This window comes from Catellatospora tritici (genome assembly GCF_019083965.1).
Taxonomy (GTDB): Bacteria; Actinomycetota; Actinomycetes; order Mycobacteriales; family Micromonosporaceae; genus Catellatospora; species Catellatospora tritici.
Map to the genome: position 1 here is coordinate 24,500 of NZ_JAHRCY010000007.1, position 13,850 is coordinate 38,349.

Below are 13,850 nucleotides of genomic sequence, written 5' to 3' on the forward strand. Positions count from 1 at the left end.
CCTGCCCGACCGCGCGTTCGCCCGAATATGTCGCTATAGGTCGCTTAACCTAAGGACGGGTCATACCGGCTAAACGGAGCGGAGCGGTCGTATGCAGACGAAACCTGTCGAGGTCATCGACTACGACGCCAACGGCTACGACTACCGGAGCTACTGGTCCGGCCGGGACTACGAGTTCTGGGCCGAGGATCGCGTGCTGCGGCGCCTGGTGCCCAAACTCGGCCGTCCGCGCTGGTTCGCCGACTTCGGCGGCGCCTTCGGCCGTAACGCCGGGCACTACCTGCCGCACGCCGAGCACTCGGTGATCATGGACTACTCGGCGACCAACCTGCGCAACGCCGGCGACCGTTACGCCGCCGAGGTGGCCACCGGCCGCCTGCACCTGATCCGCTGCGACCTGTACCGCATCCCGTTCCGCGACTTCGCCTTCGACGCCGCCATGGTCGTCCGGGTGCTGCACCACCTGTCCGACCTCGACCGCGGTCTGACCGAGATGAGCCGCACCATCGGCGGTCAGTGGCTGATCGACGTGCCGATCAAGCACCACGTGCTGGGGCTGGCTCGCGGCCTCAAGGGCGGCAACCTGCGCCACGTACGCGGGCCGGAGCCGGTCGCGATGGGCGTCGAGGAGCCGTACTGGAACTTCCAGCTGCGCGCCGTTCGGGCCCGGCTCAGCGGGATGGGCTGGCGCACCGCGCTCGGCGCCAGCGTCAACAACTTCCGCCAGTGGGAGAAGGTCGCCCCGGCCAAGGCCACCAGGCTGGCCCGGCCGCTGGTGCACGGCATGGAGGTCGTCGCACAGAAGGCGGGTCGGGGCTGGTGGGGCCCCAGCCAGTTCGTGCTCGGCCGCCGCAACGATCCGGCCGCCCCGGCGTACGACAAACTCCGCCAGCACGGCGACGAGCTCGCCCCGCACGTGGCCGACCTGGCCCGCCGCGTGGTCTGTCCCCAGTGCGTCAGTCGCCTCGACTGGACCGCCGACACGGCCTCCTGCGGCCGTTGCCAGATCGTCTATCCACGTCAGGGCGCGTTCTGGGACTTCGTCGTCCCCGCCTGAGCCCGGCTCCGTCGGCGCCACGACCGACCGGCGGACGGCAGCGCGTCGGAGATCGGTCCGGGCGAGAAGACCACGACGCCGCCGGTATGACTGGCGTTGGCGAAGTCCACCGCGCAGGCGGTCAACGACATGCCCCGAAAGGACAGCCGACCGCCGGACAGCCGCACCCCGGTGAACCGGACCGCACCCGCGGCGAAGCGGGCCTGCTGGAAGACCACCTGCGCACCGCAGAACCGGGCGCCGAAGAAGTCGACCCGAGCACCGCCGAAGACCGCCCCCGTGAACTCGACGATGCCGCGTCGGAAGATGGTGAACGACAGGTCGGTCGTGCCGTCGGCGAACTTCGCGCCGCCGAAGTCGACCACGCCGCCGCCGAAGACCGCCCCGGTGAACTCCACCCGGCTCGCGAAGCGGGCGCCGACGAAGCTGACCACGGCCCCGGCGAACTCGACGTCGGTGAAGTACACCGGGTCGCCGCTGAACTCGGCGCCGCCGAAGTCGACGCGCCCAGCCGAGAAGCGGGCGCCCACGAAGCTGCACCCGTCGAGGACCGCTCCCTGCAGGTCGAGGTCGCAACCCTGCCAGGAGATCTTGGCCTGCGGCCGCAGCCGGGCGGCGAGCAGGGCCACAGCCTGCCTGCGCAGCACCCGGTCGGCGGCCGACCAGGACCGCGCGGGTCGGCGCAGGTGCGCGCAGATCTCGTCCACGCACGCCTGCCGCCCGTCGGGCCACTCGTCGGCGAGCCGGGCCATCTCGTGCAACCCCACCATGGCCCGGACGTAGTCGGTGCCGTGCAACAGCTCCGCCGCCATCGCATGACGGTCATGGAAGTGTTGCCGAGAGTAGTCAAATGAGCGAGGAGCCAGTGCCGCCCCGGTCGCGGAGAGTGTCCGTTCCCCGCGGCGGGACCAGGCCCGGCGGAGGTCGGCGAGGTGGTCACCGAGCAGCCTGAGACCGACGACCAACGCGGGCCGTCGCAGCAGGTCGACCAGCGCGCCGCCGCGGGGCGCGGGCATCACCGCACCGCCGCCGACTCGGCGCCTCGGTCGCGGCTCGGGAGCCAGTCGAGGCTGAAGGCCGCGTCCGGGTCGGTACGCAGCAGGTCCAGCGTCCGCTGGAGCTCCTCCCAGCCTTCGACCGGATAGTCCCCGCAGTATGCCCCGCGCACGACGCGCAGGATCCAGCGCTGCACGGGCATGGTCTCGATGAAAACCTTGTGGAGCATTGACTGTCTCCTCCGCTGTCGGCGGGCTGATGGTTTCGGCCGGGGCCGGCCGAGGTACCGGGTCGGGGGAGGCCGACCCGGTCCACTCTCACTTGGCGCGGTTGTTCAGGCGGTACTTCAGCCAGGCCAGCCCGGCGCCGATGACGCCGATCAGGACGGCGGGCGCCGCCACCGTGACGACCCAGCCGGGGGCCTGGTTCTCGCGACAGAGCGACACGGTCGTGGCGGCGAACCAGTAGGCCACGCCGCAGATGAGCGCGAACTCGATCGCGGGAAGCAGCCCTCCCTTGAGCTTGAGGTCGAAGCGCCCGCCGGGTACTGCGAGCTGCAGTTCGTCCCGTACTTCATGGACCTCGGCACGCGGGGATGGGGTCTCGTGCCCCAGGTCCAGCTCCCCGCCGTCCTGTTGTGGCTGGCCGTGCTCTGCATCTGCCATGCCCAGCAGATCCTTCCTAGTTTTCGCACCCATGCGGCCGAGCCGCCGCTACTCGTCGTGATGTATCGATCTTGGAGGCATTAGGTCGATGTCACGCTGAGTAGCCTACAACAGATGAGCACATTTTACGTCAACAAGATGAGCGTTTTATTTGTGCTTCACGCACATCTCGTTTGTGCCACGTGACGGGGATGTGTGCCCCTCACCCCATCGCCCGAACGATAGCGCGTCGATGCACGCACGTTCGAACGCGCAGGCCAGTCGGACAACGCCACCAGCCGTCCCGATGAGACGGCAGCGTCAGTGGGCTGGTTGCCGATCAAGAGCGGTAGACCGCACGGGCTGTTTGCGGCTAGTCTGATACGTGAATGTCGCACATAATGTGCGACACGCTGACGGCTACGGTGCACAACGTGTCCCCATGAGGCAGCAGACAGTCACACAGAAGTTGTCGATCATGTACACTTAGACAGTGCCCGAGCACGATCAGTGAGCCAGCACGAAAAGCGGCGCCCCGCGAAGGACGCCGCTCCGGCCACCCCCGAACCCGCGACGGCAAGGAGATGGACCCGATGAGTCTGCTACAGAGGGTGTCCTCTCCGATACAGGAAGGCACCGCCATGCAGAATTCCGACACTCCACATCCCGAGACCCGAGATGGCAAGGCGTCGGGCGACCAGTCTGCCCCTGCCGGTGGACTCACCCGCGTGACCGCGAACCTGGTGCCACGCGCCATCGCCGCCCTCGAAGAGATCACCCAACGGACCGGCGACTCCCGCACCGACGCGCTGAACCGGGCGGTCCAGGTCTACAAGGCCTTTCTCGACCTGAGCGTCGACGACACCCTGACCGTCATCGGACCGGACGGGCAGCAGCAGAAGATCCGTTTCCTCTGACGCTGTCTCGCTTGACCGACCGAACGAAGGGCTGACCCACCGACACATCGCCTGCCCGGTGGCGGGCAGCCGACGGTCGCGGCCGAACCGACGCCGCGGCCGGGAACGCACGAGTCCGGCACGATCCTCGGCCTGATACCGCTTTACCGAGCCGACCCACGCCGCTACGGTCAGAGGCCGGACCACCGAGAGGAGCCCCCGATGAGGTTCGCCCGCACCACCGCGTCCACCGGTGCCGTGGCGACCGCTCGGGTCTGCTGACCTCTCCGCCTGTTCGCCGTCTCCGGCACCGGGATTCCCCATCCCGACCACCTTCGGAGACGCATGTCCGCGTACCGCATCTTTCTGCTGCTCAGCGCCGTCGGCTCGTTCGCGGGCCACACCGCGTGGACCCTGAACCTGGTCTACCAGGTGCAGGTGATCGGACTCGACCCGTTGCAGCTCATCCTCGTCGGCACCCTGATGGAGGCGGTCTGCTTCGCCGCCCAGGTGCCCACGGGCGTCATCGCCGACCTGTACAGCAGGCGGCTTTCAGTGATCATCGGTTACCTGCTCATGGGCGCGGGACTGCTGCTGTGGGGCCTGGTCCCCACGTACGCCGCGATCCTCGCCGCCAACGTCGTCTGGGCCATCGGCGCGGTCTGCGTCGACGGCGCCCTCGAAGCCTGGGCCGGTGACGAACTCGGCGCCGACCGGGCCGGGCCCGCGTTCGCCCGGGGCGGCCAGCTCGCCCAGCTCGGCGGGGTGCTTGGCATCGGCGCGGCCGTCGCCCTGGCCTCACTCGACCTGGCGCTGCCCATCGTCGTCGGCGCCGGGGTGACCCTGGCCCTGGGCGTCCTACTCGCCCTGACCATGCCCGAACAGCACTTCACCCCTGCCCGCGCCGCCCTTTCGCCCCACCCCACGGACGGCACTTCTCCCATCGATACGAGGACCAGGGACGACGAAGCAGCCGGTCATGTCGGGTCGACCGAGGCCGCCTCGGCGATGGGTGCCGCGGTCAGGTCGATGGGCGGGCAGGTCCGGGCCGGGTTCAAGGTCATTCGACGCAGTCCGGCACTGCTGAGTCTGGTCGGCGCGACACTGTTCCTCGCCATGAGCAGCGAGGGGTTCGACCGGCTGTCGCAGCCGCACTTCCTGGCCGACCTGCGCTTTCCCACCGCGTTGTCGCCGCTGGTATGGCTCGGGCTGGGCACGGTGGCGGCGATGCTCGGCTCGGTCGCGGTGACCGAGGTGATCCGGCGACGGGTGGACCTCACCCGGGCCCGGCCGATCGGGCGACTGCTCGCCTGGCTGGAGGCCGGGGCCGCGCTGGCGGTCGTGGCGTTCGCGCTGGCCGGGAGCTTTTGGGCGGCGGTCGCCGCGTACCTGGTGGCGGGGCTGCTGCGTACGGCGGTGGGGCCGCTGCTGACGGCGCTGCTGGTCGCGGAGACCGAGTCGGCCACCCGGGCCACGGTGATCTCGATGCAGGCCCAGGTGGACGCGCTGGGGCAGATCGCGGGCGGGCCGCCGGTCGGAGCACTGGGGCGCGGCTCGCTGCCCGCCGGAATCTCGGCCAGCGGTCTGCTCCTGCTCCCGGCTGCCGCGATCTTCGCCCTGGCCGACCTGCGCCGTCGTCCCGCAGCCGATCCACCGGGCCGGCGCGCCGAACTCGACCTCGGCGCCTGACCCGGTCCAGCCCGGCTCTTGACCACGGCAGCCCGCCGTCACGCCGTGGTTGATCACCGTCTCAGGTCAGAATGTGCGCTCGAACCGGACCTTCTGACCTGAGACAGCGATCTTGGGCCGCATAGAGCGAGGGGGCCCGCCCAGAGTGCGGGCCTGCCGAGAGTGCGGGACCGCCGATAGGGCGGGGCCATAGCACAGCAGAAAGCCCCAGGTCAGAGTTCTGACCTGGGGCTTTCGTCACCGAGCCGCCTGACGGAATCGAACCGTCGACCTTGTTATTACGAGCCCCCTGGACGCTCGTCCGCCGACAAACCCCGCGGTGCAAAGCCAGTGCCACGCGCGCTCCACGTTACGTGGCGAACGACCTCATACGCTGGCGAATGAGACCGGAAATGAGACCACTGTGTGGCCCGGTTTCGGTTCGCGGTCATGCATCGATGTACGGGCCACTCACATGATCGCGCGGCGTTCTCGATGCGACCCTCGCTGGTGCCGGGGCCAGCGCCATCGACGAAGGTCCGAAGTCGCGTGGAAGATGGGTCAATCACCACGCCAGTTAGCGGGCCTGTCATAACCTTGAGCATGATTTGTGCGGGCCAAGGCTGCCACGAAGCGTGAATCACGCTCGGGCCTCTAATATCCCAGCCTAGGCACCCCTGCCCGAGCCGCCACGGAGATGATCATGACCGGTCTGGACTTCACGAGACTCGCTCGTGGCTCTGCCTCCAACACAGCAACCGAACCACGCCGGATCTTCACGGCGCTGCCGGACAAGGACCCGAAGTACACATACCCGCGCGATGTCCAGACCGAAGTCTGGGAGCAGTGGCACGCGCGCCGGACCGACCAAGACATTGTCATCAAGATGAACACCGGTGGCGGCAAGACCGTGGTCGGTCTTCTCATGCTCAAGAGCTGCCTTAACGAAATGGCAGGCCCGGCCGTCTACCTGACGCCTGACAATTTTCTAGCCGACCAGGTACGCGCCGAGGCACAGGCTCTGGGGATTGAGACCACAGATGATCCCGGCTCAGGACGCTTCCGGTCTGGCAAGGCCATACTGGTCACCAACGTCTATCGACTCATCAACGGCATGTCAGTGTTCGGTATTGCCGGCAGCACGCGGCCCATTATCGAAGTCGGGGCAATCCTGGTCGACGACGCCCATGCATGTCTGGCGACGGTGGACAGCCAGTTCACATTGACAATCCCGCGAGCGCATCCCACCTACGACCAACTACTGGACCTATTCAAAGACGACCTGCGACGCCAGTCAGCACCTGGGCTACGCGACCTGCTGGCAGCCGACCCCAGCGTCGCGCTGCCCGTTCCATACTGGGCCTGGGCCGACCGCCGGGACCGTGTCCTTGAGATCCTCCACCCGCACCGCACAGATGAGAAGTTCCGATTCTCATGGCCTCTGCTCGCCGATTGCCTCCACATTTGCAACGCCGCCATCTCCGCTGCCGCAATCGAGATTCAGCCGCCTTGCCCGCCTATCCACCAGATCCCAAGCTTTGCTAACGCTGGTCGCCGAATCTACTTGACCGCCACATTGGCAGACGATGGCGTGCTCGTGACACACTTCGGCGCTGGGCCCGACAGCCTAAACAGACCGATCACGCCGAAAACCGCCGACGACCTCGGCGACAGGATGATCTTCACTCCGCTCGAGACTTTTCCGGGAACAAACGAGAGCGCCATCCGCACTTACCTCAAGGAACAATCCAGCCGTCACAACGTCGTCGTTATCGTGCCGTCCTGGCGGGTCGCCGAGCAGTGGAATGACGTCGCCGACGCGATCTACGACAAAGACACGATCCAGGAAGGCGTCAAGAGCCTTCGCAACGGCCACGTGGGCCTGGCCTTGATCATCAACAAGTATGACGGTATCGATCTGCCTTATGACGCCTGCCGGATTCTTGTGCTCGATGGCTTGCCCGAGGCATACGGTGCTCTCGACCGCCTGGAATACCGCACTCTCGACGACAGCGACGCTATGGTGACACGGCAGATACAGCGCATCGAACAGGGCATGGGCCGTGGCGTGCGCGCCAACGATGACTACTGCGTCGTGGTCCTGCTCGGCTCAAGGCTGACACAGCGCATCCGCACTGCATCAGGCCTCGCCAAGTTTAGCCCCGCAACGAGAGCCCAACTTGAACTCTCGGATGGCGTAGCCGAAATGCTTCACGGCAAGCCGTTCTCAAGCATGGCCGCCGTCGCCGACCAGTGCCTCAACCGGGACCGAGACTGGATCATCGCTAGCCGTGACGTTCTGGATGGCATCGCCTACCCCTCTGGCGACCGCATTACGCCGCAGGCCATCGCCCAGCGCAAGGCGTTCCAAGCAGCCGAACTCGGTCGCCCGCGGGAGGCAGCTCAGATTCTCCAGGCCGTGGCCGACACGACTACCGACCTCAAGCAGCGCGGTTGGCTCAAGCAGCAGTCAGCCGCTTACCTGCACCTCGCGGACCCCGCGACGGCTCAGTCACGCCAGGTCTCCGCGCAAGCGGACAACAGGGCCCTGCTCAAACCGCGCGATGGCATTGAATACATCCGTCTACGCACCAGTACTGAGCAAGGGCAGCACCTCGCTGACGAGTTGAGCCGCCGCTACGCCAACGCCGTAGCGATGCAGGTCGGATTCGCCGCCATCCTCGACGACTTGGTCCCACACACCGATGCCACGTCCGTGAACCGCTTCGAACAGGCCATGTTTGACCTAGGCCTGCACCTTGGCTTCCTGGCTCAGCGTCCAGAACGCGACCTTGGAGAAGGCCCCGATGTCCTTTGGCTTCTAGGCGGACTCAACTTCCTGGTGATCGAATGCAAGAGCGGCGTCGAGACAAACTTCATTGCCAAGTCTGACGCGGCGCAGCTCTCGCATGCGATCGACTGGTTCATCCACAAGTACGATCCGACGTGTTCGCCCATACCAGTGATGGTCCACAAGACGAACGTCCTGCACTCCACGGCGACGGCGCGGCAAGGCACAAGGGTGATCACCTTCGATAAGCTCGCCGCTCTACGCGATGCCGTTCGCACATTCGCATCCGCAATTGCCGCTGATGGCGCCCTTCACGACCCGGCCCGCCTGACTGCGCAACTCAACGCTCACGGGCTTAACGGTCCCGCCTTCGCACCGCGGTGGAGTGCAATCACGAGGGCCAGCTAGTGTCTTGGCCGCATACGTTTGCCGGGTTGGTCAGGCCGCTGCGGTGAGTGGGCGTCCGCCCCAGCGGACGCCCTCCTCCCCGCGGACGCGGGCGCGTTCACGGCGTTGGGCTGCCAGGACGTCGGGATGGCGGGCGTTGGCGTTGCGCCAGCGCAGGTAGGCGTGCAATGCCCGGGTCTGGGCGGTGTGGTTGCTGTGGTCGGAGCTCGCGATTGTGAACTGGCGCAGCGGGCCGAAGTGGGCCTTGATCGGGTTCGCCCAGGAGGCGTAGGTCGGGGTGAAGCACAGCTCGACCCGTTTCTTCCTCGCCCAGTGGCGGATGCTCTCGCCCTTGTGCGCGGACAGGTTGTCCAGGATCACGTAGATCGGCGCGCCGTCGGACCGCGCGGCGCGGATCGACCTCAGCGCGGCCAGAATGTTCGCGGTGCCCTTGCTCCGGCGGTTGACGCCCCACAGCCTGTCGTCGCCGACCGAGTAGCAGCCGTGGAAGAACCGCACACCGTGGGTGCGGCGGTAGGTGGCCGGCAGCCGCTGCGGGCGGCCTTGTTCGGCCCAGCCGGCATGGAGCACTTCCGTGTCAAGCAGCTTCAGAGGTTCTTGATCTCCTGTCATGCGCGGTCTTACCTGCCTTAATAGTCTGTGGGTGTACGTAGTTGTCCGCCGCCGTGCGGAGAGGTAGTCACTCAGTTCGTCACTCGGTCCGCCGCAGCATCTTTCTGCTTTTGCCGGTTACCGGCGGCCTTAGCGTTTGCGGCAGGCGGGAGGATCAAACCCTGCGGTGGAGTCGACCATTTGTCGAAGATCGCTGGAGTCCCGTACTCGCCGACGTTCGATAGATCGAGCGTGCCTCCGTCGAACGTCACCTCGGAAAACTGAACCGTTCCGCCGGAGAACGATGCTCGGTCGAACCCCACCCGGCCACCGGAAAACTTCGCCATCAGGAACCCGACCTTGCTGCCGTGAAACCGTGCCTTACTAAATGTGACGTCGGCACCGGAAAACTTCGCCGCCGTGAACCCCACGACGCCATCGGAGAACTTTGCCCTGTCGAGCCTGACAATCCCTCCAGAGAACGTGGCTAATGTGAAGACCACCCTGCCACCGCTGAACTTCGCCCCCTCGAACGTAACCATGCCGCCCGAGAACGTGGAGCCATCGAACATGACTGTGCCGGTGGAGAACGTCGCAGATGTGAAACCGACTATGCCGTCCATGAACGTCGCATGATTGAACTTGGTCAAGCCTGTGAAGTTCGCCCGAGAGAAGTCGCCCCCGTCGAAGACTGCCCCGGTGAAGTCGAGGTTATGGCCCTGCCAGGTTCGGTTCTGTCGATCGATGTCTTCTGGGTAGTCCCGTAGACGGTCACTGATGATGCTGATGATGGACCACCGGACCTCGCGTTCACCCTCTTTCCAAGTTGGGCCGACGGTCGCCTCTGCGTCGGGTTGGTAGGGCATGCGCAAGTAGGCACACAAGACGTCAATGCAGGTCTGCCGTCCCGCTTCCCAGTCATCGGCGAGGCCAGCGATTGCATAGACGCCAGCCAGGCGGACTGCGGCTGATTCGTGACCTAACTGAGCGCTAGCGGTGGTGAACCGCTCGTTGAACAACCTTGTGTCATCCCGCTTGCTGGCTTCGACCGCTCGCCGGTTGGCTTCGTCTGCCCAGCGGTGCGCGTCCTCCGCGATTCGCTGCTTGCGGTAGGCAACGACCAGGGCGACAACACCGCCGAGCCCGCCGGTGATGATAAGAGCGATCTGCACCAGGTTCAGTTGGTCCTGCGTAGTCAGCTGAGCCGTTGACACTGGCCCAGGACTTCCGGAGCCCATGGAGGCGGGCGGGGCGGCCGCACCGATCGGTGGTGATCCCAGCCCGAGCCAAAGGAGCAATCCGGCACCACTGAGCACGATGAACGCAGACATGATCACTGCGGCGAGGGCGATCGGAAACCGGACCAAGTCTGCGGCCCTGTCCGTGTCACGGCTCTTCAACCATCGAGGAAACACGTCATCCTTTGTAGCCAAGCTGAACACCCTGCCGGATCGGCCACGACGGTGTTCTTGTCAGTGGGATGGGCCATGATGAGCCACGTCGCCCGAGGCATCAGGAGGTTGAGGACGACCGGTCGTGGCGGCGCCCCGACAAGCAATGGCGCAGCGGCTCTGAACCCAGGAGGTCTGTGTCCGGCACCTGGTCCGCATTATCGTATGCCGATCACCGTCGAGAAGAGGTGGCTTCCATGCCTCAAGTAATAATCCAGCCGTCTTTCGGTAAGGATGCGGCGAAGAAACATTGGAGGGACACGCTCGACAAGGAAGTGCCGTTCACGGTGTCCCCTTACGTCGATGCCCTGAGCCGGGAACATTTGGATGCGTTGATGGAGATGCATCCCGGTGGCACCGCGCGCTTCTGGGGTGCCACCCGAAACCATGACAAACGGATGCGCTCGTTGGCGACTGGTGACGTCGTCCTCTTCACCGGAGGGAAGCTCATCCGAGCTGTCGGCGAGGTGGGCGTAAGTCTCCAGAACGCGGTCTTCGGCGACAGCATGTGGAGTCGGCATCCGATCAACGGCAGTTACAACAACATCTACAGCCTTCTGTCATTCCAGCAGCTGATCGGTGTGGGGTACCAGGAAGTCTGGAAGCTGCCTGGGTTTAACGAGGGTGACAATTTCATGGGTTTGCGCTTCCTGAAGCCCGACGCGGGGGAGATGGTCCTTGAGGGGTTAAACATCCGCACCGTGACGGCGGCGCAAGCCGAGGCCGCAGACGAACAAAGACTCGTGGAACGGCTCACCGAGCGTTTGGGTCGGGTGGTGGCCGCGGAGGCCGTCAAGACCAAGAGCACAAGCTACAACCGCCAGGCAGGCACGGCCCTGGTAAATCGCGCCGAGGCGCTACTGCTGGAGCTCTATCGGGCTAGCCTGCCGAGCAGCTCTCGGACGACACTGCGTATCCCCTACGGCGTGGCCGACTTCTATGAGGCTGGACCTGAGGGCGCCGAGATCGTGGAAGCGAAGAGTCGCAATAGCCACCACCATGTCCGTCAGGCACTAGCTCAGCTGCTCGACTACGTCTTGCACAGTCCTGCGCCCGTAGCCAAGCTGGGGGCGCTCTTTCCCGGCCAGCCCCAAGGCCACAGCGTTCAGCTGCTCCACCGCTACGGCATCGACTGCATTTACCTGCAAGAGGACGGCTCCTTCGGCACCATCGGCGCACCCGATGCCGCCCGCCGTCACATGATGGCAGTCTGGACCCGACCATGAACGAACACAGCAAGTCTCATCTCAAACGCCGGCGTTCCGTACGGGTTCCCGTCGTGCTTCGATCATGGCCTTGACCTGCGTCATCAGACGGCGCGCCGTTGTCGGCCGTTTCCTGCTGGGTTGGCATTCCGCCGTTGGCCGCCGGTGGCCGAGGCGGTGAATAGGGCGGATCCCGTCGTAGACCGCACCTCGCTAAGCTGCGCCGTGAGGCATGATCATGGCGGCCTGGGTGCCATAGCGGTCTTCAAGACCTAAGAGCGACCGGCAGTAGGTGCTACTTCAGGCGTCGGGTGGTGGGGCGGGTGTCCCAGCGGTAGAGGGTTCGGGTGCGGCGGATGAGTTGACGTACGGTGGCGAAGGCGGCTGCCAGGTACAGGTAGAAGTCCACGATCTTCGCGTCGCGGTCGGTGCAGCGGCGGATCTGGCCGTAGCCGTCCATCCACGAGTTCGTGCGTTCCACCACCCAGCGTTTACCGACCTGGATCGGTGCGGGCACGCCCTTGCGGGCGATCTCGCCATGCAGTTCCCGCTCGTCGAGTAGTTCGCGGGTCGGTTTGTTGTCGTAGGCGCGGTCCAGGTGCATGGCCGCGCCGGCGGGCATCGGACCGACCTGGACGGCCGCGGCTGTGATCGTGGGTTCCAGCAGTGGGCTGTCGTGCCGGTTGGCCGGTGCGGACACCACGCCCAGGGGTATGCCGTCGCCTTCGACCTGCGTGGAGCGCTTCAAGCCGCCTTTGCCACGATCGACCGGTGAGCGTCCGGCCCGTTCGCCGCCGCAGGGCGCCTTGGTGATCGCCCGTCCACGGCAGGGTCCTGCAACGACAGGCCGATCATATGGTCGTAGGCGGCCAGGGCCAGGGCGTGGAGCTTCTGACCGATCCCGGCCGCCGCCCAAATCTTGAGCCCCGGCGGATCGTGCGGTCCGAACATCGGATGGTCGCGATGCGTTCGTAGCCCGACCCGTGGACCAGTGCGTCGATGACGTGCTCGAACACGACGCGGTCGGGGACGCGGCGGCGGTGGCAGCCCAACGGGTGGGTGGGGTCGAACTCCGGCCGCTGCGGCAGCAGCGCGGCGAATTCGACCCAGACGGGGTTCAACAGCGATGATGGCAGGGCAGGCACGGGACTCCTGTCGATCACTGAGCGTAGAGAACTCCATGATCGATCGGTCCCGTGCCTGTTTGCTACCCCCGACCAGTCGTCTGTCCGAATCGCTACCCACTGCCGGTCGCTCTAACAATCCACTGCAGCCGCTACGCGGACCAACCAAGGGAAGCGATTCCACGAAAGTAGCCGGTTTGAGGCGATATTCTCCAGACCAGGCCGCATCGGACCGTAACCTTGTACATAAAGGATCATGGTGTCGGGTATTGGGTCCAGGAGGGTGTCTATGAGGCCAAGTAGGGCGGCGAAGCCGAAAGCAGTTGCTACCGATGCCGATACCGATGCCGGTACTGACACCTATACCGATACCACCGAAGAGAACGTCGAGGTTCAAACCGAGCGCCAACGAGTCGTACTTCGACTTAGCGTGTGGGCGGCATTCGGCGTATTCTTTGGTCTGTTGCCACTGTTTGCGCTGGTCATTAAGGAACTCTTTTCAGAAAGCGGATTCCATATCAACCGCGTTTTAGGCACGGGAGAGTTGTTCGTGGTGGCCGCCGTTCTGGCAGCGGGTGCTATGGGCGACTGGGTCGCCTCTGCCTTTAAAGGAAATCCCGGCGTTAAATCAATTTTTGCCGTCTTCTTTTGTCTCGCAGGTTTTGCGGGCAACACTATGGCGTATATGCAAGTCAGCAATGCGCGACCTTCTTTGGTTGTGGCCTTGTCAACGTGCTTCTTCCTTCCGTCATTGCTGGCTAGCGGAGTCTGCGTTGGGATGGCAGCGAGATGACCGAATTCCTCGCATCGACAGTGATGGTAGCGACAAGTGCGATCGGTGCAGCGGTGGTCCTCGCCTCCGTCGTATCGAAAACTTTCCAAAACTGGCTGGAAAAACGACACCGGGTCGCGCATCTGGATGCGCCTCTTGAACAGCACAAAGATGAGCTATCCATCTCGGTTACGGACTCGGCTGGAACCAACGTGAACTTTTACATTCCTGGCACTGATGCGGTGGA

Annotated in this window: 11 protein-coding genes and 1 pseudogene; 6 read left to right on the forward strand and 6 right to left on the reverse strand. The window is 65.1% G+C overall.

Annotated elements, in window-relative coordinates; genetic code table 11:
- Positions 1-91: 91 nt before the first annotated feature.
- Positions 92-1,057 (forward strand): class I SAM-dependent methyltransferase, encoded by a 966-nt coding sequence (locus KUA19_RS17130; RefSeq protein WP_217397011.1) that lies wholly within the window; start codon positions 92-94, stop codon positions 1,055-1,057.
- Here the strand turns inward: KUA19_RS17130 and KUA19_RS17135 are convergent.
- The 3 genes from KUA19_RS17135 to KUA19_RS17145 all read right to left on the reverse strand — a co-directional run bounded on the left by KUA19_RS17135 (position 1,021) and on the right by KUA19_RS17145 (position 2,718).
- The gene (locus KUA19_RS17135; RefSeq protein WP_217397012.1) at positions 1,021-1,869 is read right to left on the reverse strand and encodes a pentapeptide repeat-containing protein; all 849 of its coding nucleotides are present in this window, start codon (positions 1,867-1,869) and stop codon (positions 1,021-1,023) included. The genes KUA19_RS17130 and KUA19_RS17135 overlap by 37 nt on opposite strands.
- Positions 1,870-2,072: 203 nt before the next feature.
- Complete coding sequence (locus KUA19_RS17140) at positions 2,073-2,282, reverse strand: hypothetical protein (protein ID WP_217397013.1); 210 nt, start codon at positions 2,280-2,282, stop codon at positions 2,073-2,075.
- Between the two features lie 88 nt (positions 2,283-2,370).
- Complete coding sequence (locus tag KUA19_RS17145; protein WP_217397014.1) at positions 2,371-2,718, reverse strand: hypothetical protein; 348 nt, start codon at positions 2,716-2,718, stop codon at positions 2,371-2,373.
- A 707-nt stretch (positions 2,719-3,425) separates the two neighbouring features.
- Between KUA19_RS17145 and KUA19_RS17150 the strand changes: the two genes are divergently transcribed.
- From KUA19_RS17150 to KUA19_RS17160, 3 genes are all read left to right on the forward strand, one after another.
- Entirely contained in the window at positions 3,426-3,614 is a 189-nt protein-coding gene (locus KUA19_RS17150) for a hypothetical protein (RefSeq protein ID WP_217397015.1), read from the forward strand.
- Positions 3,615-3,938: 324 nt separating this feature from the next.
- Positions 3,939-5,282 (forward strand): MFS transporter, encoded by a 1,344-nt coding sequence (locus KUA19_RS17155; protein ID WP_217397016.1) that lies wholly within the window; start codon positions 3,939-3,941, stop codon positions 5,280-5,282.
- A gap of 682 nt (positions 5,283-5,964) precedes the next feature.
- Positions 5,965-8,460, forward strand: coding sequence for a DEAD/DEAH box helicase family protein (locus KUA19_RS17160; protein WP_217397017.1), 2,496 nt, complete (start codon positions 5,965-5,967; stop codon positions 8,458-8,460).
- A gap of 30 nt (positions 8,461-8,490) precedes the next feature.
- Here KUA19_RS17160 and KUA19_RS17165 read toward each other — a convergent pair whose 3' ends face one another.
- On the reverse strand, positions 8,491-9,072 hold the full coding sequence (locus KUA19_RS17165) for a transposase (RefSeq protein WP_302499232.1): 582 nt from the start codon (positions 9,070-9,072) through the stop codon (positions 8,491-8,493).
- A gap of 71 nt (positions 9,073-9,143) precedes the next feature.
- The gene (locus KUA19_RS17170) at positions 9,144-10,484 is read right to left on the reverse strand and encodes a pentapeptide repeat-containing protein (RefSeq protein ID WP_217397019.1); all 1,341 of its coding nucleotides are present in this window, start codon (positions 10,482-10,484) and stop codon (positions 9,144-9,146) included.
- Positions 10,485-10,639: 155 nt separating this feature from the next.
- Here KUA19_RS17170 and KUA19_RS17175 point away from each other — a divergent pair, with 155 nt between their 5' ends.
- On the forward strand, positions 10,640-11,728 hold the full coding sequence (locus KUA19_RS17175) for a hypothetical protein (protein ID WP_217397020.1): 1,089 nt from the start codon (positions 10,640-10,642) through the stop codon (positions 11,726-11,728).
- A 274-nt stretch (positions 11,729-12,002) separates the two neighbouring features.
- On the opposite strand, the pseudogene KUA19_RS17180 reads toward KUA19_RS17175, so the two are convergent.
- A pseudogene (locus KUA19_RS17180) lies at positions 12,003-12,852 on the reverse strand (IS5 family transposase).
- 268 nt (positions 12,853-13,120) lie between these two features.
- On the opposite strand from KUA19_RS17180, the gene KUA19_RS17185 reads away from it, so the two are divergent.
- Complete coding sequence (locus KUA19_RS17185; RefSeq protein ID WP_217397021.1) at positions 13,121-13,624, forward strand: hypothetical protein; 504 nt, start codon at positions 13,121-13,123, stop codon at positions 13,622-13,624.
- The last annotated feature ends 226 nt before the right edge of the window (positions 13,625-13,850 follow it).

Excerpts from the sequence above, each read along its gene's own strand:
- KUA19_RS17130 (WP_217397011.1), top strand. The coding sequence starts at position 92 with ATGCAGACGAAACCTGTCGAGGTCATCGACTACGACGCCAACGGCTAC.
- KUA19_RS17135 (WP_217397012.1), bottom strand. The coding sequence starts at position 1,869 with ATGGCGGCGGAGCTGTTGCACGGCACCGACTACGTCCGGGCCATGGTG.
- KUA19_RS17140 (WP_217397013.1), bottom strand. The coding sequence starts at position 2,282 with ATGCTCCACAAGGTTTTCATCGAGACCATGCCCGTGCAGCGCTGGATC.
- KUA19_RS17145 (WP_217397014.1), bottom strand. The coding sequence starts at position 2,718 with ATGGCAGATGCAGAGCACGGCCAGCCACAACAGGACGGCGGGGAGCTG.
- KUA19_RS17155 (WP_217397016.1), top strand. The coding sequence starts at position 3,939 with ATGTCCGCGTACCGCATCTTTCTGCTGCTCAGCGCCGTCGGCTCGTTC.
- KUA19_RS17160 (WP_217397017.1), top strand. The coding sequence starts at position 5,965 with ATGACCGGTCTGGACTTCACGAGACTCGCTCGTGGCTCTGCCTCCAAC.
- KUA19_RS17165 (WP_302499232.1), bottom strand. The coding sequence starts at position 9,072 with ATGACAGGAGATCAAGAACCTCTGAAGCTGCTTGACACGGAAGTGCTC.
- KUA19_RS17185 (WP_217397021.1), top strand. The coding sequence starts at position 13,121 with ATGAGGCCAAGTAGGGCGGCGAAGCCGAAAGCAGTTGCTACCGATGCC.